Consider the following 25,153-nt stretch of genomic DNA (forward strand, 5'->3'; position numbering starts at 1 on the left):
ATTAATGTGAACCCCGTTATCACCTCAATAATTAATTACTATAAGAAGCAGGTTTATGGAAATGACACTCGATAAAAGCCAGCAAAAAAGCAGCTTTCTCCCCATGGCCATAGTGGCCGCTCTCTTTTTCATCCTCGGATTCGCCACTTGGTTGAATGGTTCTTTGATGCCGTATTTGAAACAAATATTGCAACTCAATCCCTTTCAAGCGTCGTTGATCCTGTTTTCTTTTTATATCGCAGTGACCTTTACTGCCTTGCCATCCGCTTGGCTTATTCGCAAAGTCGGTTATAAGAATGGTATGGCGATTGGCATGGGTGTGATGATGTTGGCGGGTTTACTGTTTATCCCCGCCGCGGAAACCCAAATATTTGCCTTATTCCTTTTCGCTCAATTAGTGATGGGCGCGGGCCAAACTCTATTACAAACTGCGGTTAACCCTTATGTGGTGCGTTTAGGCCCTGAAGAATCCGCCGCTGCCCGTGTGAGTGTGATGGGTATTTTGAATAAAGGTGCGGGTGTGATTGCGCCTTTGGTGTTCTCTGCACTGATTTTAGACAGTTTTAAAGACCGTATTGGTACTGAACTGACCCAAGTACAAATTGAAGAAATGGCCGACGGTCTAGTATTCCCTTATTTAGGCATGGCGATTTTTATCGGTATTTTAGCGCTAGCGGTAAAAAAATCCCCATTACCAGAATTATCCAATGAAGATGAAGTGGCTGAAAATACCGATAAAGGGCAACTTAAAGCGGCATTATCTCACCCTAACTTAGCCTTTGGCGTGTTAGCGCTGTTTGTTTATGTTGCTGTAGAGGTTATTGCTGGCGATACCATTGGCACATTTGCTTTGTCTTTAGGCATAGAGTCATACGGTGTTATGACTTCCTATACTATGGTGTGTATGGTATTGGGTTATTCTTTAGGTATCCTGTTAATTCCTCGTTTTATTTCACAGCCTAAGGCTTTGATGGTGTCGGCTATTCTGGGTTTGTTACTGACGTGCGGTATTTTGTTTGGCGACAATAATTCCTACGCTATTGCTAATGTTTTGTTAGTGCCTTTTGGCGGTGTGGCGCTGCCCGATACTTTGTTGATGATTGCCTTCCTCGGTTTAGCCAATGCGATCGTTTGGCCTGCAGTATGGCCGCTAGCCTTGTCTGGGATGGGCAAATTGACCAGTACAGGTTCAGCGCTTCTCATCATGGGGATTGCTGGTGGCGCCTTTGGTCCAGTGTCTTGGGGCTTAATGAGCTCGGCGACTGATATGGGCATGCAGGGCGGTTATATTGTGATGTTGCCCTGTTATCTGTTCATCCTGTTCTACGCGGTGAAAGGCCATAAGATGCGTAGTTGGTAGTCAAGTCTGTTTGAACAGCTAAAAAGAAGCCCTCGATGATGAGGGCTTTTTTGTGTCTTAGTTAATCTAACCTAAGGCGAAATTAGAACGCGTAACTTACGCTCGCAAGCACGGTATCTGAGTTTTTGAATGCGCCATCAGAGACCTTTTGGTCACCGCTGAGATCTGTGCCTAACCAAGCGAGAGAAAGCCCAAAGCCTGCCAATTCGGTCGATACGCCAACAGAGTAATCAGAGTAGCTATCAAAACCTTCACCATCATCTAAGGCATCACCCACGTTATAGCCGTAGTGCAGATCGAGACTCCAGTTTTCAACAAATTCGTAGGAGTAGTTTAGCTCTCCATAGTGATAATCTAAGTCAGTACCACCGTAATCATTGGTAAACCAATAGGCTAGGCGAAAGCCCTTAAATTCCATACCCGTAATCACTTCGAAATAACCTATATCACTCTCGCCTGAGTAGTTATAACGGTTAAGGGTGATGTCGTAGGTCAGATCTTCGTTGATCTCACCACCATAGGCGACATAGAAATCGTATTCGATCGCTGGGCCGTTATAACCTGGCTCATCAAAATCCACGTTACTTGCCCAAGCGCCGACAGAGAAACCTGAGTCGAAGCTCCAATCAATACCGCCTTGCAGGGCAGGATCGCCAGCGGTTTGTGATACGCCGCGAAAACGATAGTCGTTAGTAAGACTAATTTCCCCTGTCACTTCGGCGGCGGCAATGCCGGAGAATAGGGTCGTGGTTAGCGCGAGTCCGACAAGCTGTACCAGCCGTTTTTTTTTCAGATTATTATGCACGGTATTTCTCCCATTTTCTTTGTTGACTCGGACGTGTTACTGGCGACCATGGTTATTCAATCGCGCTAGTGCATCCGTTGGTTTGCCAAACAACAGCCTAGGAAAACCCGTTGCTGTGACCTCATGGCGAGTTATTGCTAAGATAACTTAGCTTTTTTGAGGCTAACATCAGCCTCGTTGATCTCACTTTTGTTCGAAAATGACGTAAACCTTGCGGCAGGGCTCCACGACTTCCCAAGTGCCTTGAAAACCCGCGGGTATAATAAACCTGTCGCCCACAGTGAAAGTCTGCGATTGACCTTGAAGATCTGTGATAACACTTATCCCTTCGAGGATTTCGCAGTACTCGTATTCAGTGTAGTTTATTTTCCAAGCGCCTGATTCACTTTGCCAAATCCCACTGTGAAATTGATCACAAGGGCTAGAATAATGATTCTCTAGCCCTTGAGTTGGATTGCCAGTTAACAACTTTTCCGCCGGTAACTGGTAGGTTTCGACGGGTGTTTGCGCCGTAGCAAAGCGAATAATGGCGTTGATACTCACAGTCATTTGCGATTTCCTTGTTGAGCTGATATTCGGCTATTTCATCGTTGGCATCACAAACTCGGCTTGAGTCTGTTTACCTACGGGCCAGCGGGCAGTAATTGCCTTACGTTTGGTATAAAAACGCACGCCATCAGGGCCATGCATATGCAGCGGCCCAAACAGTGAACGCTTCCAACCGCCAAAACTGTGGAACGCCATCGGCACCGGGATCGGCACGTTCACCCCAACCATACCGACTTGCACGTGGTGACAGAAATGCCTTGCCGCTTCACCACTTTGGGTGAAGATCGCCGTGCCATTACCAAATTCGTGTCGGTTAATCAGCTCAAGCGCCGTTGGGTAATCTTTCACGCGCACAATCGCCAGCACTGGGCCAAAGATTTCTTCGCGGTAGATGCTCATTTCAGGCGTGACGTGGTCGAACAAACAGGCGCCGAGGAAATAACCTTGTGGATTTTCTTCAACACTCAGTTTACGGCCATCGACCAGCAGCGCTGCGCCTTCTTGCACACCGGCTTCAACATATTGGGTGACCTTGGCAAGGTGCTGTTTGGAGATCAGTGGGCCCATTTCCATCTCTGGCGTCAGGCCGTTGCCGACTTTTAAGGTTTGAATTTGCGGTAGCAGTTTTTCCACTAATGCGTCGCCCACATCGCCTACCGCGAGTACGACTGAAATTGCCATACAACGCTCACCAGCACTGCCGTAAGCGGCACCCATTAAGGCGCTAACAGCTTGATCTAAATCTGCATCTGGCATGAGTAACATATGGTTTTTCGCGCCGCCTAAGGCTTGCACGCGTTTGCCATGTTTAGAGGCTGTGCTGTAGATGTATTCGGCAATCGGCGTTGAGCCTACAAAGCTCACCGCTTGCACATCTTTATGGGTGAGTAAGGTATCGACGGCTTCTTTGTCGCCGTTAATCACGTTAAACACGCCATCGGGAAGACCCGCTTCTTTAAGCAGCTCGGCAATCCGCATCACCGAGCTTGGGTCTTTTTCCGAGGGTTTCATAATAAAGGTGTTACCGCAGGCAATCGCGATTGGGAACATCCACATGGGAACCATCACGGGGAAGTTAAAGGGCGCTATGCCTGCGACAACACCTAAAGCTTGATTAACTGACCAAGAATCGACACCGCCACCGACTTGCTGGGTGTGTTCACCTTTAAGCAAGTGCGGAATACCACAGGCAAATTCGACCACTTCGAGACCTCGGATCAACTCGCCCTTAGCATCGTCTATCACTTTTCCGTGCTCGCGGGTGATAAGCTGCGTCATTTCATCTAGGTTCTGCTCAACTAAGGCTTTGAATTTAAACAGCACTCGAGCACGGTTGAGCGGCGTGACTTGCGACCAGGTTTCAAAGGCGGTTTTAGCGATCGCGATGGCTTCGCCGACTTCGGTTTCGCTTGCTAGTGAGACTTGGCCACGTAGTTCACCCGTGGCAGGTTCAAAAATATCTTGGGTTCTGGTACTGGCAGGGGTGTGCTGACCATTAACAAAATGAGTGATCTTGAGCATAGTTAACCTTTGAAGTTCCCCGCCGCAGTGGGGTGTTAAATGTGAGAGTAGAACGAACCGCTGGTGCTATTATCCAACGGCGTTAATGGCATCGCTTAGGCTATTAACCATTTGGTCAATTTCGCGTTTATCGACAATCAGTGGTGGTGACATGGCAATAATGTCGCCCGTGGCGCGCACTAAAGTGCCGTGGCGGAAGCAGTGTTCAAACACACCGTAACCCCGTTTACCCGCGCCTTGAGCGTTAGGGGAGAATTGAATCCCTGCCACTAAGCCTGTGTTGCGGATATCAATCACATTCGGCAACCCTTTGAGGCTGTGTACTGCGTCTTCAAAGTAGCGTTCAAGCTCAAAACTGCGCTCGAATAATTGCTCATGCTCATAAATCGATAGGGTGGCAAGTGCGGCCGCTGCAGCGACTGGATGACCTGAATAGGTGTAGCCGTGGAAGAACTCAATCAGTTCATTGGGGCCTTGCATGCAAGTGTCGTGGATAAAATCTTGCACAAACACTGCGCCCATAGGGATGGCGCCGTTATTGATGGCTTTAGCCGTGGTGATTATATCTGGGATAACGCCCCAACGTTGACTCGCAAAAGCGGCGCCAACGCGTCCAAAAGCGGTAATGACTTCGTCAAAAATCAGTAGGATGCCGTGCTTTTTAGTGATTTCACGCAGACGTTTTAAGTAACCTTGTGGCGGCAATATTACTCCAGCAGAACCCGACATAGGTTCAACGATTACGGCGGCAATATTCTCGGCGCCATGCAGGGTCACTAGTTGTTCTAATACTTCGGCTTTTTCAGCGCCAAAGTGCGAGAGTCCACGGGTAAATGCCGCATTTTGGATATCTAAGGTGTGCGGTAAGTGATCGACGCCTTGCAATAATTGGCCACTAAATGCTTTGCGGTTATTGCTTAATCCACCGACAGATATACCGCCAAAACCTACACCGTGGTAACCCATTTCTCGGCCGATAAAGCGGGTGCGTGAGGCTTGACCGTTGGCTCTGTGATAGCAAAGTGCCATCTTAAGTGCAGTATCGACGGACTCAGAACCTGAGTTAGTAAAGAAGACCTTGTTCAATCCCTCAGGACTGAGCTCGACTAAGCGCTCGGCAAGTTCAAAGGCAATCGGATGACCCATTTGGAAGGAGGGCGCGTAGTCCATCTCTTTAATTTGTTTGCTGACCGCTTCGCTGATTTCCTTGCGACCATGGCCTGCGTTACAACACCATAAACCTGCGGTGGCATCTAACACTTTATTACCATCAATATCCGTGTAATACATGCCTTCGGCCTTGGCGAGTAACCGCGGACTGGCTTTGAATTGGCGGTTAGCGGTAAAAGGCATCCAGAAATGTTCAAGTGAGGGTACGCTTGAGGAATTGAGCGGCAAATCGGGCATAGTGTCTACCTTGTCCTGTATTTTCAGGTCTTGTTTTAGGGTGGCTAATATTTGCTATGCTATGTTAGAAATAATGAACATGGAAGAGCCGTGTGCAGTTATTTGTGGCAAAAAAGCTATTTTTGTAAAAAATATTGAATTTTATTGCTTAAACAGCGTAACCTGAAGCTCGGATTATGACTGTGGTGATGTTTAGCATTTGCGCTAAAGTCGTCACGGGCCACTATTTTCTTGTCGATGAACGATAAACCACACCTATACGAATGATTAAGAGGTCATCATGAGCACACCGAAGAAACGCAGCGAATGGGAAAGTCTGGCTGCCAGCCTGTCTATTAATGGTAAGGCGTTTATCAATGGCGAATACCAAGATGCCGTTTCGGGTAACACCTTTGATTGTATTAGTCCTATCGATGGCCGCTTGTTGGTAAAAGTGGCGAGTTGCGATCTTGCAGATGCTAATCTTGCGGTTGCTAATGGCCGCAGCGTATTCGAGTCTGGTGTTTGGTCGCAGCAGTCTCCGGTAAAGCGCAAACAAGTGATGATACGTTTCGCCGAGTTACTGGAGGAAAATGCCAATGAACTCGCGCTGTTAGAAACCCTCGACATGGGTAAACCGATTCGTTTCTCCAAAGCGGTGGATGTGGCGGGGGCTGCCCGTGCGATTCGCTGGTCTGGCGAAGCGATTGATAAAATTTACGATGAACTCGCGCCAACGGCTCACAATGAAATTGGCATGATCACCCGTGAGCCTGTGGGGGTTGTGGCCGCGATTGTTCCGTGGAACTTCCCAATGCTGATGGCGTGTTGGAAGCTCGGGCCCGCGCTGGCCACGGGTAATAGTGTAGTGTTAAAACCCTCTGAAAAGTCACCCTTAACGGCTATCCGTATGGCGCAATTGGCTATCGAAGCGGGGATCCCACAAGGCGTACTCAACGTGTTGCCAGGATTTGGTCATACCGTGGGTAAAGCCTTAGCGTTGCATATGGATGTGGATACGTTGGTGTTCACAGGTTCCACCAAAATTGCTAAACAATTAATGATTTACGCTGGTGAGTCGAACATGAAACGCGTGTGGTTAGAGGCGGGAGGCAAGAGCCCTAATATCGTCTTTAATGACGCGCCAGATCTCAAAGCCGCTGCTGTTGCTGCTGCCGAAGCCATTGCTTTTAACCAAGGTGAAGTTTGCACTGCAGGTTCGCGTTTGCTGGTGGAGTCCGGGGTGAAAGATGAGCTTATCGCGCTTATCGCAGAGGAGCTAGCCTCATGGCATCCAGGGCATCCACTCGACCCTGCCACTGTGAGCGGCGCCGTTGTCGATAAACAACAGTTAGACACAGTGCTCAGTTACATTAAAGCGGGTAAAGATGAAGGTGCAACCTTAGTCCACGGTGGCTGCCAAGTTATGGCCGACACGGGCGGTGTATATGTGCAGCCAACGGTATTTTATAACGTAAACAATCAGATGAAAATTGCTAGCGAAGAAATCTTTGGCCCTGTGTTATCTGTTATTGAATTTAATGGCATGGAAGAAGCGATATCAATCGCCAACGATACCATCTACGGTTTAGCCGCTGGCGTGTGGACGTCGGATATTAGCAAGGCCCATAAAACCGCTAAAGCCCTGCGCGCTGGCATGGTGTGGATCAACCATTACGATGGCGGCGACATGACAGCGCCATTCGGTGGCTATAAACAGTCAGGTAATGGCCGAGATAAATCTCTCCACTCCTTCGACAAATACACAGAATTGAAAGCGACTTGGATCGTGTTATAACCGCTCTTTATTGTCTATATTTGTCTATATAAGAGAAGGAGCCGCTTTCGCTCAATACTAAAACCTCTTTCCATATTAAATGGAAAGAGGTTTTTTATTTTTTGTAGCTCAAGGCGTCCCCATTTTTCTAAGCCATATTTCACTTGTAAAATCTGCATCTGTTACCGTAAATAAAATGTTACCGTCTTGATTCGTAATGTTGTTGCTCATTTATACCCGATAGAATATTGACTTTAAACACTCCCATTAATATCTCAATTTACTTCCATTCTTATCTGCTTCATAAATATCGTAAGTTATCGCTTATAAATTTGTGGCTTTCAAACATTACCATTAATGCATTTAGTTATAGTGTGAAAAGGGTTGTAAGTTATTTGTGATATTATAGGGTGCTTAGAGTATTGAATAAGAAGGCAAGTATGCACAATGTAGAAGAGTTTGGGGCAATCGTCAGTAAAGCTCTCGATAGTTACAAATCCGATTTTATGGAACTTGTTAGGGAATATGCGATTTCTTGTAAAAATCAAGGTGAGGCATATTGCGATTTTTTTGTCGACATCGCCTCTATGATGAATGGCGTATGGCTTTTAACTGCAGTATGTGAATTTGAGTATGTTTCTGAATTTAAAGCCTTTAATTGGTATCAATTATTGAATGTTGATATAGGCAATATGCCAGAAGATGATTTGTTCTCCCTACAAAATAAGCTATATGAAATCGGTTATATTTGGTTGGTTGAGCAATTAATTTCCTCTAAAAAAGAAATAAAATGTATCGAAATTAGGTTGTTTCATAATGGCAGCAATGAATACCAATCTTTGGTATAATTAGCTTCTAACAGAGCTAAACGACATCAGTCACTGGGCTCATTGGATAGAATTTTTTGTGTGTGGTTATGTCATACCGTTGGTAGTATTTACCTCTAGGGCAAGTATGAAGAACTTTATTAGCAAAGATCTAGATATTGAAGAGTTTAAAAAAAGATTCGATAACACCAGAGAAAGTTTTATAAATTCTCTAAAAACAGCAAGTAAAGGTTATCGAAATGTAAGGTTCTTCGCTTGTGATGAAAGTGGAGTCCCCATTAAATGGGTATGGGATGATGAAACGTTCACACATAACTGGGAAGAGGGCACTCTTGAAGACGCTATTCAGTTTGCCCGTCACATGATAAATAGTGGAATGTATTTTGCGTTTATGGGTTGTTTGTCTGGTTCCAGTGATCTTGATATTTGGCTGACCACCTTTGAAAACCCCATAAAGAAACCTACATGGCCAAGTGGTAAAGAACCCAAATTTGAGATTATCCATGAAGTGTTAACTCGTTAGGGCTTTGTTTACCGATCTAAATTAGGAAACAAAGCCTCGTTATGACTGCATATTTTATCTCAACGTAAGAGCATTCACCTGTAAATACGTGATTTTAGCGTGCAACTGCTGTAGCCTCGTGGAAATTTATTGTTTCTTATTTTGATCTTTTAGGATGCAGGTCTTGAGCTTTGCCATCTAAGGTTGTTCGTTATTTCCCTGTGATTTTTGCTGAGCCAATCGCTCGTCAGCAAAGCGTTCACTCATTAGAGAGGGTGTCATGTGAATGCACTTCAAAACCCAATTAGGCAGTTCAATATCGTCAAACTATTTGCACTGGCATTGCTAAGCTTTTTGGCCGGCTGTTCTTCAATGCAGACGGGTGAGAATGGAAACTGGGTGGGATTCACGGAAGCTGGTCAGGCTTCATTTTATGGGGATAAACATCAGAATAAGCAGACGGCCAGCGGTGAACTTTACAAACATAAACTAAAGACAGCAGCGCATAAAAAGTTACCCTTTGGCTCGAGTGTTAAGGTCACCAATGTCGATAATGGCAAAAGTGTGATTGTAAAAATCAATGATAGAGGGCCTTTCGTGCGTGGCCGCATTATTGATCTGTCTAAATCGGCGTTTAGTAGCATAGGCAACACTTCTTCTGGCTTGATTGACGTGAAAATTGAAGTCATTAAATAGCGGCTATTTTGAACACTGCTATCTCGAAAAGATCGTTTTGAAAGCAGCATCATTAAAAATGAGCAGTTTGAAAGCACTTTCTTCAAAATACGGCTTCGCCGCAATTTAATGATTGAGCACATGAAATCGAGTCCACGCTTTTAAATAAAATCCCAAAGCAGACAATTTGTTAAGCCGATATTTGGGCTTTACGGCATTTGGTGAGAGACTAGCGGCAGATTTGGATAACAGTAAAAGGACCCGCTATGGAATACCCACTTGTTAGTACGCAGTGGCTCGAAGCACATCTCACCGATCCCCATTTAGTCTTGCTCGATGCCAGTATGGAAACCGTTATTGGTAAAGAACCTCTGGTTTACGATGAGCCTATTTGCATTCCGCGCTCACGTCGATTCGACTTGGAAAATGTGTTTTGCGATAAGACTTCAACCCAAATTCATGCCTTGCCGACGTTTGAGCAGTTCATCCAACGGATAGCTCAACTTGGGATTGAGGTCGACAGTGTTATCGTTATCTATGATAACCAAGGCATTTATTCATCTCCACGGGCGTGGTGGACCTTTAAAGTTATGGGCTTTAGTCGAGTCTATGTGCTTGATGGTGGCTTGCCTCAATGGATAGAAGAAGACCGCATTACCTCATCGCGTTATCAAGCCGAAGGCGTCGATTATGGCCCGACGGATATCGATACTTTGGCGGATGTGCTGCAATACCACCCTGAGCTTGTGATGGATGCGCAAGCTGTCCTATCAAGAATTGAAGATGCCGAAACGGCGATTGTCGATGCCCGTGGTGCGCCACGCTTTTTAGGGCAAGTGAGTGAGCCGCGCCCCGGTGTGCGCTCAGGGCATATTCCTCGTTCTGTTAACTTACCCTTCGCTCAAGTGCTCGATGGCAATAAAATCAAAACGACCAGTGAGCTACAGTCTATTTATCAAGGGCTAGCAGCGGATAAATCCGCAAGGATATTCAGCTGTGGTTCTGGGATTACGGCGTGTATTTTGATCTTAGCTTCGGTCGCCGCGGGGCATAAAAATCCCATCCTCTATGACGGTTCATGGGCGGATTGGGGCAGCCGTAACGATCTGCCGATTGAGTATTAATTGAGTATCACCATTGAAATTAGTGCTGTAGATTAATTAAGTTAGCGTGGTTTTTGTTGAACATCATGTGACTTCTACGTCGTTTGGCTAAATGCCAAGGAGAAACCTTTGATAGCGAGATTGATCGATAAGTTGGTATTTGGATTTATTTTAGTGATTGCCTTACAGTTACCACAACTGGCCGATCATTATCAGCAATTTTTATCAGGCCTTTATGAATCCACTCGATGGCAGGTGGAAGGTTACGAGGCAACGGCTAAGGAATATCATTACGCTGATGTTGATGCCATGATTGCCCGCCACCAGCAAAATGAGGAGCCAAGTGTGCGTGCCGACGCTGAGCAAAAGGTACAGACACTGGCGCTTTATAAAGCGTTAACACAGGGCGTGGCGATTTTTAATACGGGCAATTTGTTTGAGAAAACTGCCTATATGTTTAACCCTGTTCGCTTTGATTATCTTGAGAAAACCATCAGCAACTTTAAGCCAGGGATACCTTTAACTTCTAGTGGTATTGGCTTTGGTGTGTTGGTGGCTTTAGTCGTGCATTATCTTGGATCTATCCCTTTTATCCTGTGGGCAAGGCGTAACAAGCGACTTAAAACAAGTCCTTAAATCTGTGATACAGCATGCCTGCAGCGAGCATAGGTGAGCGGAATGTTGGGCCGCCGGGGAAAGTGATGTGTTTGATTTTAGCAAACACATCGAAATGTCCCGCCTGTTGGCAAATGGCCTCGGCAAGCAGTTTTGCCGCCATGTGAGTGGCATTCACACCATGTCCCGCATAGGCTTGGGCGTAAAAAATATTATTGGCATCAGGAAGGCGACCAATTTGTGGCATACGGTTAGCACCGATACCTATCATGCCGCCCCATTCATAATCGATACGTACCCCTTTTAATTGCGGGAAAACTTTCTCAAGATTCGGTCTCAGTGCCGCTTCAATATCTTTCGGATCTTTACCCGAATAGGTACAAAGGCCGCCAAACAGCAAACGACGATCTGCCGATAAGTGAAAGTAATCTAGGGCAATTCGCATATCCGCGAAGGCCATGTTTTGCGGGATAATACTCGCGCATTGGGCCTCAGTTAAGGGCTCTGTCGCCAATAAATAACTGCCTGCAGGTAATACTTTTCCCCCTACAAAGCTATTAAGTTTGTGGCCGATATAGGCATTGCCCGCCAGCACTAAGTATTGGCATGTGACTTCGCCCTTAGCGGTAATGACCTTAGGTTTGGCGCCTTGAATGATTTTTTCAGCAGCGCTGTACTCAAACAACCTAGCGCCGAGATTGCGGGCGACGCGAGCTTCACCCAGAGCAAGATTAAGTGGGTGCAGATGACCGCTACCCATATCAACTAGCGCGCCTTGATAAAAATCTGAGCCTATGACTTCACCTAATTGCGACTTAGTTAACAGCTTGATTTCTTGCTGATAACCCATGGCTTTGAGTGCGCTAAATTCTTCTTCAAGCTCATCCATGTGACGAGGTTTAACCGCTAAGTCGCAGTAACCCATTTGCAGATCGCAGTCGATACTGTGTTCTTGTATGCGATTTCGCACTATCTCGACGGCTTCAAAGCCCATCTGTTGAATTGCTTGAACACCTTCAGTGCCGATTTCACTTTGAAATTGTGCAGGGTCATGGCCTATGCCGCGAATGAGTTCGCCGCCATTACGCCCCGATGCGCCCCAGCCAATTCGCCTCGCTTCTAACAGCACGACACTCATACCACGCTGCGCGAGTTCTATGGCGGTATTGATACCGCTAAAGCCGCCGCCCACGATACAGACATCGGCATTGATATTGCCTTCGAGTTGTGGGTGAGCGTAAATTTCTTTAGCAGTATCAACATAATAAGAGTGTGGATACTGTTCACTGTGCACTGGAGGTTTGCTTGCCATTATGGCTCCCAAAAATTGTTTTTATTGTAAATTGGACTTGTCTCAGTATACTCATCACACTTTTAACATGACGCAAAAAAGTGTTCGTTTTATTTAACACGCTTTTTATGTAGAATACAATGAAAGCAGTAAAACACGCGCTTTTTGGGCGAAAATGCGTTCTGGATGGTGTTTATCCTGAACAACCTGTTCGTCATCTATCGGGATTGACCCGAGCCTTTAGGGGGATGTGAAATTTGGATATTGGAGCCAGCCTCAAAACTGTTCGAAAAATGAAAGGCTTATCTCAACGAGAATTAGCCAAACGTGCTGGTGTGACTAACAGTACGATTTCAATGATCGAGAAAAACAGTGTTAGCCCGTCAGTCAGCTCTTTAAAAAAAGTGCTGTCGGGTATCCCGATGTCTTTAGTGGACTTTTTCTCCATTGAAGCCTCAACGGATAGTGAGCAAAAGGTCGTCTATCGATCCAATGAATTACTGAATATCGGTACTGGACCACTTGAATTTAAACTGATTGGCCGTGATTACCCTAACCGCGCAATGTCAGTGATGAATGAGATTTACCCACCCGGTTCAGATACGGGTGAAGAGATGCTAAAGCACGAAGGTGAAGAGGCCGCTATGGTGATAGAAGGTAAATTCGAACTCACTGTTGGGGATGAAGTGTATATTTTGGAAGCGGGTGACAGTTATTATTTTAACAGTGAATTGCCCCATAGATTCCGCAATCCCTTCGATGAACCTTGTCGCCTAGTGAGTGCGACTACGCCTGCAAACTTCTAATTAAGTCATTAACTTACCCTATTATTCAACATATTAGGCCACTTACTCACTAAAAGTGAGTGGCGTAATACTGTTATTCAACATTACTGCGGATTTATACCAATCACATTAAATATCTAATCAGTTCAGAGCCTCACAGGCATTTCAATCCAAGGCGCATTGACGCAGAAATGGTCATTCCCTTTTAAGTCAATGCAACACCGGAGTGGGATGCCTGTGAGGCTCCCGAAGGGCGGCTGATGTTCACTACATGGCAACGCGCTTTATACTACGTTTAAGGCTTTCGACAGAGCACCACTATGCCTTCAAGCCTTCGCCTTGTCTAAAGCGCGTTGAACTCCCGCTGAATGAACAGATATTTAATACGATTGGTATTACCTACTTTCTAACCCTGTCATATTGGTTATGTATCCTCTTCTTTGTGTAAATAATATTGGTTCAAATTTGGTTCGAATACGGTTTAATTTACCCTGTAAAAAGTGAGCTTTATGCTGGTGTAACCGCTGGTTTATATACATGAATTAGCGAGAAATGGGGTAAATATACATTTAACTACATGTTATTTATGCTTATTAAGAATAAGTGGATTAAATAACCTTTAACAAGTGTTTAACCTCTTGCCTAGTGCTAAATTTCGGTGTACTGTGTGAAAAAATGAACATTTAAAGGCAAAGTGTTCGTTATGCTAGTAAAATCAATTCTAAAGGTGAGATATGTCAGCCGATTTACCCCTCATAGGTGTTATTGCATGCAATCAACAATTGGGATCACACCCCTTTAATATTGTTGGTGAAAAATACCTTTTAGGCGTAGTTAATGGCGCGAAAGGCTGGCCGTTAGTGATCCCATCTTTAGGTGGCGATTTACCGATAGACGCTATTTTAGAGCGTCTTGACGGTATTTTGTTTACTGGCTCTCCTTCTAATGTAGAACCCCATCTTTATGCAGGCCAGCCGAGTGAGCTTGGTACACACCATGATCCTAAACGTGACGCGACAACTTTGCCGCTGATCCACGCTGCTATTGCTGCTGGGGTACCTGTATTAGGTATTTGTCGCGGTTTTCAAGAAATGAATGTGGCTTTTGGTGGCAGTTTGCATCAGAAGCTCCATGAGGTGGGTGGCTTTATTGAACATCGAGAAGATAAAACCACATCCTTAGATGTGCAGTATGGGGCTTCTCACAGTATTACTGTTGAGCCCGGGGGGCTTATTTACGAGGCCTGGGGCCGTAACTCTGCAGAGATTAACTCTGTACATACTCAAGGCGTGGAGCGCCTGGGTGTTGGGTTGCGGCCAGAAGCTTATGCTCCAGATGGGTTAGTGGAGGCTTTCTCCGTAATTGGTACTAAAGAATTTGCCCTCGGTGTGCAATGGCATCCAGAGTGGAAGGTGAGCGAGAATCCGTTTTACCTCTCCATTTTCAATGCCTTCGGTGATGCATGCCGACGTAGGGCTACAACTCGAGTGAAATAATAATGAATAAGCTAATCGCTTTTTTAAAAGAACGAAAAATCACAGAAGTCGAATGTGTTATCAGTGACATGACTGGCATCGCCCGCGGCAAGATTGCTCCAGTCGATAAGTTTCTCGATGAAAAAGGCATGCGTTTGCCCGAAAGTGTGTTGTTGCAAACTGTGACGGGTGATTTTGTCGACGAAGAGATTTACTACAGTTTGCTCGATGCAGCCGACATCGATTTTGTTTGTGTACCCGATGAAAATGCCGTTTTTATGTTGCCTTGGACCATCGAAGCCACGGCACAGGTTATCCACGATTGCTACGACAGAATGGGTAATCCTATTGAGCTTTCACCACGTAACGTATTGAAAAAAGTCTTGTCTCTCTATGACGAACAGGGCTGGGAACCTGTTATCGCTCCCGAAATGGAGTTCTATTTGACTCGTCGTAGTGACGACCACGATTTACCCCTAAAGCCTCCAATTGGTCGTTCAGGCCGCCCCGAAGCGGGTCGCCAGTCATTCTCTATTGATGCTGCCAACGAATACGATCCTATGTTTGAAGATATGTACGATTGGTGTGAGCTTCAAGGTTTAGATATCGATACTTTAATCCATGAAGATGGTCCCGCACAGATGGAGATTAACTTCAGCCATGGCAACGCATTATCTTTAGCTGATCAAGTGTTTATCTTTAAACGCACTTTACGGGAAGCCGCGCTGAAGCACGATGTGTGCGCCACTTTTATGGCAAAACCCGTGACGGATGAACCTGGCAGTGCGATGCATATTCATCAAAGCGTGATCAATAAAGAGACTGGCAAGAATATTTTCACCAATGAAGATGGGACTAAGAGCAAGCTATTCTTGGGATATATTGCAGGTCTACAAAAATTCATTCCTGAGTTGCTGCCACTGATGGCGCCAAATGCGAACTCGTTTCGTCGTTTCCTCCCCGGCACTTCGGCACCTGTAAACTTAGAATGGGGCGATGAAAACCGTACCTGTGGTTTACGCATTCCAGAATCTTCACCACAAAACCGTCGCATTGAAAACCGCATTCCCGGCGCCGATGCTAACTGTTATTTGGCGATTGCCGCGAGCTTGTTGTGTGGCTATATCGGCATGGTTGAGTCGCTAAAACCTTCGACTCCTGTGCAAGGTAAAGCCAATGAAAGTCGTAGCAATAATACCCATTGTTTACCACTGACATTAGAGGAAGCATTAGCGGCGATGGAAGAAAGTGATGCCTGTAAGCAATATTTAGGCGAATCCTTCACCACTGGATTTGTGGCGGTAAAACAGGCTGAACTTGAAAACTTCCGCCGTGTTGTCAGCTCATGGGAACGTGAATTCCTATTACTCACTGTGTAATGTTTTGGATTGATTGCACTGACCGTGTTGCCGCGTTAACCCAAGGAATAAGGGGTTAACGTTGGCCATAATGATACTGATGTGTGCACTGTTTTAGTGAGGTTGCACTTAACTGGTGCAACTCGTTTGTTAAATAATATGATGGTTTTTAATGGCTTGTCCGTTAAAGTGATTATTCAATTCCATTGCTTGTTTGCAAGGGAAGTAAAATAGGCTTAACAATTTTAGGTTGTTCGCTTACTAGCGTTACTAACTAATTGTTAGTCATATTTAAAATGTGTTTATCTAAGTGTTTTTTTGCGATTGCTTAGGGACTTGAGGCATTTGCCTTAATGTTGCAAAATGTACAAGCAGTGTCATATCTAGTCTATTTTTTTGAGTGTTAATGCAATACCGATGCCTCGAAAATTTGGCACGAAACCTGATACTTAACAAATTGCAGCAAGATATAAAGTAGGCATGGTTATCATGCCGTAGAGACTGCCGATGCGGTTTTTAAGGTGTAGCATTGGTCGAAAATAACAACAATATCCGGGCAGCCCGGTGACACAATGTCAGAATTTGCTTAAGCAGTTCTGCTACCCGAGAAAGGAGAAAGCATGAAGCTATTTAATAAGATGACCACATTAGCGCTGGTGACTGCGAGCGTATTTGCGAGCGCAGTGGCCCAAGCGGAAGAAGTGGTTCGCGTGTATAACTGGTCAGATTATATCGCGGAAGATACCTTAGAAAACTTCAAGAAAGAAACGAGCATTAGGGTAATTTACGATGTATTTGATAGTAACGAAGTGCTTGAGGCTAAATTACTGTCTGGTCGTAGTGGCTACGATATCGTTGTACCTTCTAACCACTTTCTCGCTAAGCAAATCAAAGCGGGTGCTTTCAAACCTTTAGACCGCGCTAAGTTACCTAATTTTAAAAATTTAAATCCAGCCCTGATGAAGTTGCTTGAAAAAGCCGATCCGGGTAACCAATATGCCGTGCCTTATTTATGGGGAACCAATGGCATTGGTTACAACATCGATAAAGTGAAAGCCGCTGTGGGGGAAGATGCGCCATTTAACTCAATGGAACTGATCTTCAATACTAAATACGCTGAAAAAATTTCTAAGTGTGGCTTTGCTATGTTGGACTCTGCCGACGACATGGTGCCACAGGCGATGATTTATTTAGGCTTAGATCCTAACAGTACTAAGGCTGAAGACTATGAAAAAGCGGGTGAGCTACTGGAAAAAATTCGTCCTTATGTGACGTATTTCCATTCTTCACGTTATATTTCTGACTTAGCGAACGGTGACATCTGTGTCGCTTACGGTTTCTCCGGTGACGTATTCCAAGCGAAGGCCCGTGCTGAAGAAGCAAAAAATGGCAATAAGATTGGCTACTCCATTCCAAAAGAAGGTGCCAATCTGTGGTTCGATATGTTAGCTATCCCTGCTGATTCAACGAACGTCGATAATGCACTCACGCTGATTAACTATTTTCTACGTCCAGAAGTCATAGCGCCTATCTCTAACTATGTGGCGTATGCTAACCCGAACGATCCCGCTCAACCTCTGGTTGATGAGGCTATCCGTACCGATCCTGCGATCTATCCACCACAAGAAGTGTTAGACAAACTTTATATCGGTGAAATTCGTCCTTTGAAAATTCAGCGCGTATTAACCCGTGTTTGGACCAAAGTGAAGTCAGGACAATAGTCGATAGGGGGCAAGCCTAGCTTGCCCCCAGCTTGGCAAACTTCTATGTCCAATCCTATGCATAGTTAATCCACGTATAGGATTTGACACAGTTTGTTTAACCACTTTTCATTCATTAATCGTGTTGAACCTAGAGTTTGAGCGTATCTACGCCTCATTTTCGGGTGGAGAAGTACTATGGCAATCACCTCGAGCGTCACCAATAAACCGACAACAAAGACGCAAGAAAAAGTACTGCTCAAGATTGAGCGAGTAAGCAAATTATTCGATGACGTGCGGGCTGTCGACGATGTGTCATTAACTATCAATAAAGGCGAAATTTTTGCCTTACTTGGCGGGTCAGGTTCGGGTAAGTCAACACTACTGCGCATGTTGGCGGGTTTTGAAAAGCCCACCTCTGGCCGTATTTTCCTTGATGGGGAAGATATCACCGATTTACCGCCATACGAACGTCCCATCAATATGATGTTTCAATCCTATGCTTTGTTTCCCCACATGACAGTGGCACAAAACATTGCATTTGGTTTGAAGCAAGACAAGCTGCCTAAAGCCGAAATTGAACAGCGTGTGCAAGATATGCTGAAACTCGTGCATATGGAGCAATACGGTAAGCGTAAACCGCATCAGTTATCCGGTGGTCAGCGCCAGCGTGTTGCACTGGCCCGTTCACTGGCGAAACGACCTAAATTATTACTGCTCGATGAGCCTATGGGCGCATTGGATAAAAAATTGCGTACCCAAATGCAGCTAGAAGTGGTTGAAATCCTTGAGCGTGTCGGCGTGACCTGCGTGATGGTGACCCACGATCAGGAAGAAGCCATGACAATGGCAGGTCGAATTTCGATCATGAGTGATGGCTGGATTGCTCAAACTGGCTCGCCAATGGATATTTACGAAAGCCCGAACAGCCGCATGATTGCTGAGTTTATCGGTACTGTGAATTTGTTTGGTGGCGCGATTGAAGTGGATGAAGTCGACCATCTGATCATTAAGTCTAATGATTTGGCCCAACCTTTTTATGTCGGTTATGGCGTCACGACTAACGTTGAAGATAAGAATGTTTGGCTAGCAGTGCGTCCCGAAAAGACCATTATTAGCCGTGAACAGCCCGAAGGTCAGTACAACTGGGCGAAAGGAATCGTGCATGATATCGCGTATTTAGGCGGTATTTCAGTCTATTACATTCGTTTAGAGAATGGTCAAATCGTACAGTGCAGTATGACTAATCGTGAACGCCGAGCTGATCATGCCACATGGGATGACGAAGTGTTCATTAGTTGGGAGGACACCAGTGGCGTGGTGTTGAGATCATGAAGAAACCCATTAAATTAAAGTGGCTTAAGGGCCGCTTCTGGACCATAGGTATTCCCTACGCTTGGCTGCTGTTGTTTTTTGCCCTACCGTTTGCGATTGTCCTTAAACTGAGTTTTTCGACGGCGGCGATTGCTATTCCGCCCTATGAAGCAACATTCCAATATGCTGACGATGTATTAAATATCTTCCTGCATTTGGGTAACTATTTGATGTTGCTCGATGATTCGCTATATTACATGGCTTATCTCAGCTCATTGAAAATGGCGTTAATTTCGACCTTGGGCTGCTTGATTATTGGCTACCCAATGGCCTATGCCATTGCCCGTGCCCCTGCGCGGTTGCAAACCGTGCTGCTGCTGTTAGTTATGTTGCCTTCTTGGACCTCATTTTTAATCCGTGTTTACGCTTGGATGGGGATCTTAAGTAACACAGGGATCATCAACAATTCACTGATGTGGTTGGGGATTATTTCTGAGCCGTTACAGATCCTCAATACCAATATTGCCGTGTATATCGGCATCATCTATGCGTATTTACCCTTTATGATTCTGCCCTTGTACGCCACCTTAGTGAAACTTGATATGAGTTTGATTGAAGCTGCGTCTGACTTAGGTTCAAGCCGTTTGAATACCTTCTGGAAAATCACCTTCCCGCTATCAAAAAGTGGTGTGATTGCTGGTTCTATGTTGGTGTTTATTCCTGCCGTGGGTGAGTTTGTGATCCCTGAGCTACTCGGCGGTCCCGATTCCTTAATGATAGGTCGAGTGTTATGGCAAGAATTTTTCAATAACCGCGACTGGCCTGTGGCTTCGTCACTGGCGATTGTGATGTTGGGTCTATTGATTATTCCGATCACTTTATTCCATCGCTATCAGGCGCGTAGTTTGGAGAAAGACCTATGAAAAAATTAAGCTTTTCTTCAGTGATGCTCTGGTTTGGCTTGTTTTTCTTGTATGCACCTATGTTAGTGCTGGTGATTTATTCCTTTAACGACTCTAAATTAGTGACGGTATGGGGAGGATTTTCCCCTAAATGGTATGGTGAATTATTTCAAGATCAACAGATTTTAGATGCCGTATGGACCAGCCTGCGGATAGCGTTTTATAGCTCAACTATGGCGGTCATTATCGGTACTATGGCAGCCTTTGTGATGACACGCTTTAAGCGTTCATGGGCAAAACTGACCCTGTCGAACATGATTACTGCACCGCTGGTAATGCCTGAAGTGATCACTGGTCTGTCTTTGCTTTTACTGTTTGTGCACATGGCAGATTTGTTGGGCTGGCCTAGGGAGCGTGGCATGATGACAGTGTGGATTGCACACTCAACATTTTGTGCTGCCTATGTGGCTGTGGTGGTGTCTTCAAGATTGCGCGAGCTTGATATGTCAATCGAAGAGGCGGCAATGGACTTAGGGGCAACACCGCTCAAGACTTTCTTCTTGATCACTGTGCCTATGATTTCGCCGGCGCTGGTGGCGGGTTGGTTGTTGTCATTCAGTTTGTCCTTAGACGATTTAGTGATCGCAAGCTTTGCCTCAGGTCCTGGTGCAACGACCCTGCCTATGGTGGTGTTCTCTTCGGTACGTTTAGGAGTTTCTCCTAAGATCAATGCCTTAGCGACGCTGATCATACTGTGTGTTTCACTCATCGCTTTCCTTTCTTGGTATATGGCAAGACGGGCAGAGAAACGCGACCGCACACCGATGAACTAGTTAGCTTAATCTTGGGGTGGCTTTGGTATCGCCAAAGCCACCCTTGTTAAGTGTCACCACTCCCATCACCGCTTCGCTTTGCAGGCCAGTTCTGCGACTCGACACCATTAGCATGACATCGCTGCGCTTAAGAATATTGCGTGTTTGAAATATCAAACAAAATGTAAATTATTGCACTTTTCTGGCTAGTGTTTCGTTTTCTGAAGGTGTAGGATGTGATGGCTGTTTAAAATAATGAACATTAGAATTCAAGGGAACAACATGTCTGCCATAGCTCACGCTGGATCATATTATGCGGCATCGGCCAACGATAAGGTTGAACGTCCGCGCCTAGAGGAATCGATTGAAGCCGATGTTTGTGTGATTGGCGCGGGTTATACGGGCCTTTCTGCTGCGCTACATTTATTAGAATCTGGCTTTAGTGTGGTGGTGTTAGAAGCCGCTCGCATTGGCTGGGGCGCCTCGGGCCGTAATGGCGGACAAATCGTCAATAGTTTTAGCCGTGACATTGATACTATTGAAAAAACAGTCGGCAAAGAACAAGGTAAACTCTTTGGCCAAATGGCCTTTGAGGGCGGAAAAATCATCCGCGATCGGATTGCTAAGTACAACATTCAATGCGATCTAAAAGATGGCGGCGTGTTTGCCGCGATGAACGAAAAGCAAATGGGTCATCTGCGCCATCAAAAGCAACTGTGGGAAAGCCACGGTCATGTTAATCAGCTTGAGCTCCTCGATGCCAAAGGTATTCGCGGTGTAGTAAATACTGAGCGCTATGTCGGTGGTCTGCTTGATAAAAGCGGCGGCCATATTCACCCGCTTAACTTAGCTCTTGGCGAAGCGCGCGCGGTCGAATCCCTCGGTGGCAAGATTTATGAAGACTCTGCAGTGCTGAGTGTCGATGAAGGCGATAGCCCAGTTGTGCATACGGCGCAGGGCAGTGTTAAAGCCAAGTTTGTGGTCGTGGCGGGTAATGCTTATTTAGGCAAGTTATTACCAGAACTGCAGGCGAAATCTATGCCCTGCGGCACGCAAGTGATAACCACTGAGCCCTTGAGTGACGATCTAGCGGCGAGCTTATTACCGCAGGATTACTGCGTCGAAGACTGTAACTATTTGCTCGATTATTTCCGCCTGTCTGGCGAAAAGCGGATGATTTACGGCGGCGGCGTAGTGTATGGTGCCCGTGATCCGGCGGATATCAAGTCGATCATTATTCCGAACATGCTCAAAACCTTTCCGCAATTAAAAGATGTGAAGATTGATTATGCCTGGACAGGTAACTTCCTACTGACGCTGTCGCGCCTGCCACAGGTCGGTCGTATCGGTAAGAACATCTATTATTCACAGGGTTGCAGTGGCCACGGTGTCACTTATACCCATCTGGCGGGCAAGTTACTGGCCGAAATGCTTAATGGCCAAGCCACGCGCTTCGATGCCTTTGCTGCATTGCCACATTATCCCTTCCCCGGTGGTCACGCACTTCGCGTCCCTTTTAGTGCTATCGGAGCTTGGTATTACACTTTGAGAGACAAATTAGGTATCTAGTATGTTTCATTTATTTTCATTCGAGGCAAGTGATTGCCTCACTAATGCGAGGACGTCCTTGTGTTGCTAAAAGATCCGAGTTTGCTGCGTCAACAATGTTATATCAACGGGCAGTGGTGTGATGCCGAGTCGAAAGAGACTGTCGCCATCGCCAATCCTGCTACGGGCGCTGTGATTGCAAGCGTCCCTGTAATGGGGCAAGTCGAAACCCAAGCTGCGATTAAAGCGGCGGAAGCGGCGCTGCCAGCTTGGCGAGCGCTCACAGCCAAAGAGCGCGGCGCTAAATTAAGACGCTGGTTTGAGTTACTTAATGAAAACAGTGATGACCTCGCGTTATTGATGACCACAGAACAGGGCAAACCGCTGGCGGAAGCCAAGGGTGAAGTGACCTACGCGGCCTCGTTTATCGAGTGGTTTGCCGAAGAAGCGAAACGTATCTATGGCGATACCATTCCCGGGCATCAAGGGGATAAACGCTTGATGGTGATTAAGCAGCCCGTTGGCGTAACGGCGGCGATTACGCCGTGGAACTTCCCTGCGGCGATGATCACTCGCAAAGCGGCTCCGGCTCTCGCTGCGGGTTGTACTATGGTGGTTAAGCCTGCTCCGCAAACGCCGTTTACCGCATTAGCCTTGGCCGAACTTGCCGAGCGTGCGGGCATTCCGGCAGGGGTGTTCAGTGTGGTCACAGGCGATGCCGTCGCGATTGGTAATGAAATGTGCAGCAACCCGATAGTGCGTAAGCTGTCGTTCACTGGCTCGACCAATGTCGGCATTAAGCTGATGGAGCAATGTGCGCCAACTCTTAAAAAATTATCTTTAGAATTAGGCGGTAATGCGCCATTTATCGTGTTTAACGATGCCAATATCGATGCCGCTGTCGAAGGCGCCATGATCGCTAAGTACCGTAATGCCGGCCAAACCTGCGTCTGCGCTAACCGTATATATGTGCAAGATGGCGTATACGATGAATTCGCCCTAAAACTCAGCACTGCTGTGGGCAAGCTCAAAGTCGGAGAGGGCATCAAGGAGGGCGTCACAACGGGCCCGCTGATCAATGCTGCCGCAGTCGAAAAAGTGCAAAGTCACCTTGTCGATGCCATTGCCAAAGGCGCATCAGTGGTCGCTGGCGGCAAAGTCCATGACCTTGGCGGTAATTTCTTCGAGCCAACCGTGCTCACTAATGTCGATAAAAGCATGCTTGTCGCCCGTGAAGAGACCTTTGGTCCACTTGCGCCGCTGTTTAAATTCAGTGATGTCGACGATGTGATTAAACAAGCTAACGATACGGAATTTGGCCTCGCCGCTTATTTCTATGGTCGCGATATTTCACTGGTGTGGAAAGTCGCCGAAGCCTTGGAATACGGCATGGTTGGGGTCAACACTGGCTTGATTTCGACGGAAGTGGCTCCCTTTGGTGGGATGAAATCTTCAGGGCTTGGCCGTGAAGGTTCTAAGTTCGGCATCGAAGAATATTTAGAAATGAAGTATATCTGCATGTCCGTTTAATACGGTCCGATTTGGCGTGTGAGGAACACTAAATGACAACAACCAATGATTCATTGATGGCACGTCGCCAAGCCGCAGTTGCGGGTGGTGTCGGGCAAATTCACCCTATTTTTACCGCTCGCGCCGAAAATGCGACTGTGTGGGACGTTGAAGGTCGCGAGTTTATTGACTTTGCGGGCGGCATTGCCGTGCTTAATACCGGTCATCTTCACCCTAAAGTGAAGGCGGCGGTTGCAGCTCAGCTGGATAATTTCTCCCACACTTGTTTTATGGTGCTCGGTTACGAGAGCTATATCCAAGTGTGTGAAAAGCTTAATCAATTGGTGCCAGGGGATTTTGCTAAGAAGACGGCATTATTTACCAGTGGCTCAGAAGCGGTTGAAAATGCAGTTAAAGTGGCGCGAGCCTATACCAAACGTGCTGGCGTGATTGCGTTTACGTCTGGCTACCATGGTCGCACTATCGCGGCCTTGGCATTGACCGGAAAAGTCGCGCCTTACAGTAAAGGTATGGGGCTGATGTCGGCGAATGTGTTCCGCGCTGAGTTCCCCTGCGAGCTGCACGGCGTGTCCGATGACGATGCTATGGCCTCGATTGAACGTATCTTTAAAAATGATGCCGAGCCAAGTGATATCGCCGCCATTATTTTAGAGCCAGTGCAGGGCGAGGGCGGTTTCTACGCCGCATCACCCGCCTTTATGCAGCGCCTGCGCGCACTGTGCGACCGTGAAGGCATTATGCTGATCGCCGATGAAGTGCAAACGGGCGCAGGCCGTACTGGCACTTTCTTCGCTATGGAACAAATGGGTGTGGCTGCGGATATCACGACTTTTGCTAAATCTATCGCGGGTGGTTTCCCACTTTCTGGCATTACTGGCCGCGCGCAAGTGATGGATGCGATTGGTCCGGGTGGTCTTGGCGGTACGTATGGTGGCAGCCCGTTAGCGTGCGCCGCAGCGCTTGCTGTTATTGAAGTGTTTGAAGAAGAAAAGCTGTTAGACCGCGCCAATAGCATAGGTGAGCGCATTAAGTCTGCATTGAATGTGATGCAAGTTGAACATGCACAAATCGCCGATGTGCGTGGTTTAGGCGCGATGATCGCCATTGAATTGATGGAAGATGGCAAACCTGCACCGCACTATTGCGCGCAAGTGTTAGCAGATGCCCGTGACCGTGGATTGATTTTATTATCCTGCGGCACTTACGGTAATGTGCTGCGTATTTTGGTGCCATTAACCGCGCCGGATGCACAAATTGATGCAGGCCTTGGTATCCTCAAAGCCAGCTTCGATGCCGTTCTGAAAAGCTAATATTGCTT

General features: G+C 46.3%; 23 protein-coding genes. 17 read left to right on the forward strand and 6 right to left on the reverse strand.

All coding sequences use genetic code 11. The annotated features are described in order from the left end of the window. Nucleotides 1-61 precede the first annotated feature (61 nt). On the forward strand, nucleotides 62-1,360 hold the full coding sequence (gene nagP, locus L5M28_RS19700) for an N-acetylglucosamine MFS transporter NagP (protein WP_263196228.1): 1,299 nt from the start codon (nucleotides 62-64) through the stop codon (nucleotides 1,358-1,360). An 82-nt stretch (nucleotides 1,361-1,442) separates the two neighbouring features. Here nagP and L5M28_RS19705 read toward each other — a convergent pair whose 3' ends face one another. The 4 genes from L5M28_RS19705 to L5M28_RS19720 form a co-directional block, all read right to left on the reverse strand. Then, nucleotides 1,443-2,165: a TorF family putative porin gene (locus L5M28_RS19705; protein WP_113941294.1), complete on the reverse strand. Its 723-nt coding sequence runs from the start codon at nucleotides 2,163-2,165 to the stop codon at nucleotides 1,443-1,445. A gap of 183 nt (nucleotides 2,166-2,348) precedes the next feature. After that, a complete protein-coding gene (locus L5M28_RS19710) occupies nucleotides 2,349-2,714 on the reverse strand; it encodes a cupin domain-containing protein (RefSeq protein WP_219234048.1) in 366 nt (121 codons plus the stop codon). 30 nt (nucleotides 2,715-2,744) lie between these two features. Beyond that, nucleotides 2,745-4,235, reverse strand: a complete 1,491-nt coding sequence (locus L5M28_RS19715; RefSeq protein ID WP_263204225.1) for a CoA-acylating methylmalonate-semialdehyde dehydrogenase — start codon at nucleotides 4,233-4,235, stop codon at nucleotides 2,745-2,747. A gap of 69 nt (nucleotides 4,236-4,304) precedes the next feature. Then, nucleotides 4,305-5,642, reverse strand: a complete 1,338-nt coding sequence (locus tag L5M28_RS19720; RefSeq protein ID WP_263204226.1) for an aspartate aminotransferase family protein — start codon at nucleotides 5,640-5,642, stop codon at nucleotides 4,305-4,307. 280 nt (nucleotides 5,643-5,922) lie between these two features. Here L5M28_RS19720 and L5M28_RS19725 point away from each other — a divergent pair, with 280 nt between their 5' ends. From L5M28_RS19725 to L5M28_RS19750, 6 genes are all read left to right on the forward strand, one after another. Further along, nucleotides 5,923-7,419: an aldehyde dehydrogenase gene (locus L5M28_RS19725; RefSeq protein ID WP_263204227.1), complete on the forward strand. Its 1,497-nt coding sequence runs from the start codon at nucleotides 5,923-5,925 to the stop codon at nucleotides 7,417-7,419. A 419-nt stretch (nucleotides 7,420-7,838) separates the two neighbouring features. Continuing rightward, a complete protein-coding gene (locus L5M28_RS19730; protein WP_263204228.1) occupies nucleotides 7,839-8,246 on the forward strand; it encodes a hypothetical protein in 408 nt (135 codons plus the stop codon). A 106-nt stretch (nucleotides 8,247-8,352) separates the two neighbouring features. After that, a complete protein-coding gene (locus L5M28_RS19735) occupies nucleotides 8,353-8,748 on the forward strand; it encodes a hypothetical protein (protein ID WP_105249914.1) in 396 nt (131 codons plus the stop codon). Between the two features lie 261 nt (nucleotides 8,749-9,009). Then, nucleotides 9,010-9,423: a septal ring lytic transglycosylase RlpA family protein gene (locus tag L5M28_RS19740; RefSeq protein ID WP_263204229.1), complete on the forward strand. Its 414-nt coding sequence runs from the start codon at nucleotides 9,010-9,012 to the stop codon at nucleotides 9,421-9,423. A 245-nt stretch (nucleotides 9,424-9,668) separates the two neighbouring features. After that, nucleotides 9,669-10,526 carry a sulfurtransferase gene (locus L5M28_RS19745; RefSeq protein ID WP_263204230.1) on the forward strand — a complete coding sequence of 286 codons (858 nt, stop codon included), beginning with the start codon at nucleotides 9,669-9,671 and terminating at the stop codon, nucleotides 10,524-10,526. Nucleotides 10,527-10,634: 108 nt separating this feature from the next. After that, nucleotides 10,635-11,141, forward strand: coding sequence for a DUF2937 family protein (locus tag L5M28_RS19750; RefSeq protein WP_028760887.1), 507 nt, complete (start codon nucleotides 10,635-10,637; stop codon nucleotides 11,139-11,141). On the opposite strand, the gene L5M28_RS19755 is transcribed toward L5M28_RS19750, so the two are convergent. Then, nucleotides 11,125-12,432: an NAD(P)/FAD-dependent oxidoreductase gene (locus L5M28_RS19755; protein ID WP_263204231.1), complete on the reverse strand. Its 1,308-nt coding sequence runs from the start codon at nucleotides 12,430-12,432 to the stop codon at nucleotides 11,125-11,127. The genes L5M28_RS19750 and L5M28_RS19755 overlap by 17 nt on opposite strands. 236 nt (nucleotides 12,433-12,668) lie before the next feature. On the opposite strand from L5M28_RS19755, the gene L5M28_RS19760 reads away from it, so the two are divergent. From L5M28_RS19760 to L5M28_RS19790, 7 genes are all read left to right on the forward strand, one after another. After that, nucleotides 12,669-13,217: a cupin domain-containing protein gene (locus L5M28_RS19760; protein WP_028760885.1), complete on the forward strand. Its 549-nt coding sequence runs from the start codon at nucleotides 12,669-12,671 to the stop codon at nucleotides 13,215-13,217. Between the two features lie 713 nt (nucleotides 13,218-13,930). Next, nucleotides 13,931-14,692, forward strand: coding sequence for a gamma-glutamyl-gamma-aminobutyrate hydrolase family protein (locus L5M28_RS19765; RefSeq protein WP_263204232.1), 762 nt, complete (start codon nucleotides 13,931-13,933; stop codon nucleotides 14,690-14,692). 2 nt (nucleotides 14,693-14,694) lie between these two features. Beyond that, entirely contained in the window at nucleotides 14,695-16,050 is a 1,356-nt protein-coding gene (locus L5M28_RS19770; RefSeq protein ID WP_028760883.1) for a glutamine synthetase family protein, read from the forward strand. Nucleotides 16,051-16,649: 599 nt separating this feature from the next. Next, nucleotides 16,650-17,750, forward strand: coding sequence for a polyamine ABC transporter substrate-binding protein (locus L5M28_RS19775; RefSeq protein WP_263204233.1), 1,101 nt, complete (start codon nucleotides 16,650-16,652; stop codon nucleotides 17,748-17,750). 177 nt (nucleotides 17,751-17,927) lie between these two features. After that, complete coding sequence (potA, locus tag L5M28_RS19780) at nucleotides 17,928-19,064, forward strand: polyamine ABC transporter ATP-binding protein (RefSeq protein ID WP_028760881.1); 1,137 nt, start codon at nucleotides 17,928-17,930, stop codon at nucleotides 19,062-19,064. Then, on the forward strand, nucleotides 19,061-19,966 hold the full coding sequence (locus L5M28_RS19785; RefSeq protein ID WP_028760880.1) for an ABC transporter permease subunit: 906 nt from the start codon (nucleotides 19,061-19,063) through the stop codon (nucleotides 19,964-19,966). Before potA ends, L5M28_RS19785 begins: the two co-directional genes overlap by 4 nt. After that, nucleotides 19,963-20,778, forward strand: a complete 816-nt coding sequence (locus tag L5M28_RS19790; RefSeq protein ID WP_105249905.1) for an ABC transporter permease subunit — start codon at nucleotides 19,963-19,965, stop codon at nucleotides 20,776-20,778. The genes L5M28_RS19785 and L5M28_RS19790 overlap by 4 nt, the downstream gene beginning before the upstream one ends. Here the strand turns inward: L5M28_RS19790 and L5M28_RS19795 are convergent, their stop codons facing one another. Then, the gene (locus L5M28_RS19795) at nucleotides 20,779-20,934 is read right to left on the reverse strand and encodes a hypothetical protein (RefSeq protein WP_263196179.1); all 156 of its coding nucleotides are present in this window, start codon (nucleotides 20,932-20,934) and stop codon (nucleotides 20,779-20,781) included. Nucleotides 20,935-21,039: 105 nt separating this feature from the next. Between L5M28_RS19795 and L5M28_RS19800 the strand changes: the two genes are divergently transcribed. Genes L5M28_RS19800 through gabT form a run of 3 tightly spaced genes read left to right on the forward strand, consistent with a single transcriptional unit; the run spans nucleotide 21,040 to nucleotide 25,145 of the window. Next, complete coding sequence (locus L5M28_RS19800) at nucleotides 21,040-22,326, forward strand: NAD(P)/FAD-dependent oxidoreductase (protein WP_263204234.1); 1,287 nt, start codon at nucleotides 21,040-21,042, stop codon at nucleotides 22,324-22,326. Between the two features lie 60 nt (nucleotides 22,327-22,386). Further along, nucleotides 22,387-23,835: an NADP-dependent succinate-semialdehyde dehydrogenase gene (gene gabD, locus L5M28_RS19805; protein WP_220777569.1), complete on the forward strand. Its 1,449-nt coding sequence runs from the start codon at nucleotides 22,387-22,389 to the stop codon at nucleotides 23,833-23,835. A gap of 32 nt (nucleotides 23,836-23,867) precedes the next feature. Beyond that, nucleotides 23,868-25,145: a 4-aminobutyrate--2-oxoglutarate transaminase gene (gene gabT, locus L5M28_RS19810; protein ID WP_263204235.1), complete on the forward strand. Its 1,278-nt coding sequence runs from the start codon at nucleotides 23,868-23,870 to the stop codon at nucleotides 25,143-25,145. The last annotated feature ends 8 nt before the right edge of the window (nucleotides 25,146-25,153 follow it).

The sequence above is a fragment of the Shewanella sp. SW32 genome, assembly GCF_025653365.1.
Taxonomy (GTDB): domain Bacteria; phylum Pseudomonadota; class Gammaproteobacteria; order Enterobacterales; family Shewanellaceae; genus Shewanella; species Shewanella oncorhynchi.

Coding starts and splice junctions, on each gene's coding strand:
- potA (WP_028760881.1), top strand. CDS start 17,928: ATGGCAATCACCTCGAGCGTCACCAATAAACCGACAACAAAGACGCAA.
- gabT (WP_263204235.1), top strand. CDS start 23,868: ATGACAACAACCAATGATTCATTGATGGCACGTCGCCAAGCCGCAGTT.
- L5M28_RS19725 (WP_263204227.1), top strand. CDS start 5,923: ATGAGCACACCGAAGAAACGCAGCGAATGGGAAAGTCTGGCTGCCAGC.
- L5M28_RS19765 (WP_263204232.1), top strand. CDS start 13,931: ATGTCAGCCGATTTACCCCTCATAGGTGTTATTGCATGCAATCAACAA.
- L5M28_RS19715 (WP_263204225.1), bottom strand. CDS start 4,235: ATGCTCAAGATCACTCATTTTGTTAATGGTCAGCACACCCCTGCCAGT.
- L5M28_RS19720 (WP_263204226.1), bottom strand. CDS start 5,642: ATGCCCGATTTGCCGCTCAATTCCTCAAGCGTACCCTCACTTGAACAT.
- L5M28_RS19775 (WP_263204233.1), top strand. CDS start 16,650: ATGAAGCTATTTAATAAGATGACCACATTAGCGCTGGTGACTGCGAGC.
- L5M28_RS19730 (WP_263204228.1), top strand. CDS start 7,839: ATGCACAATGTAGAAGAGTTTGGGGCAATCGTCAGTAAAGCTCTCGAT.
- L5M28_RS19755 (WP_263204231.1), bottom strand. CDS start 12,432: ATGGCAAGCAAACCTCCAGTGCACAGTGAACAGTATCCACACTCTTAT.
- L5M28_RS19710 (WP_219234048.1), bottom strand. CDS start 2,714: ATGACTGTGAGTATCAACGCCATTATTCGCTTTGCTACGGCGCAAACA.
- L5M28_RS19785 (WP_028760880.1), top strand. CDS start 19,061: ATGAAGAAACCCATTAAATTAAAGTGGCTTAAGGGCCGCTTCTGGACC.
- L5M28_RS19800 (WP_263204234.1), top strand. CDS start 21,040: ATGTCTGCCATAGCTCACGCTGGATCATATTATGCGGCATCGGCCAAC.
- L5M28_RS19770 (WP_028760883.1), top strand. CDS start 14,695: ATGAATAAGCTAATCGCTTTTTTAAAAGAACGAAAAATCACAGAAGTC.
- L5M28_RS19790 (WP_105249905.1), top strand. CDS start 19,963: ATGAAAAAATTAAGCTTTTCTTCAGTGATGCTCTGGTTTGGCTTGTTT.
- L5M28_RS19735 (WP_105249914.1), top strand. CDS start 8,353: ATGAAGAACTTTATTAGCAAAGATCTAGATATTGAAGAGTTTAAAAAA.
- nagP (WP_263196228.1), top strand. CDS start 62: ATGACACTCGATAAAAGCCAGCAAAAAAGCAGCTTTCTCCCCATGGCC.
- L5M28_RS19745 (WP_263204230.1), top strand. CDS start 9,669: ATGGAATACCCACTTGTTAGTACGCAGTGGCTCGAAGCACATCTCACC.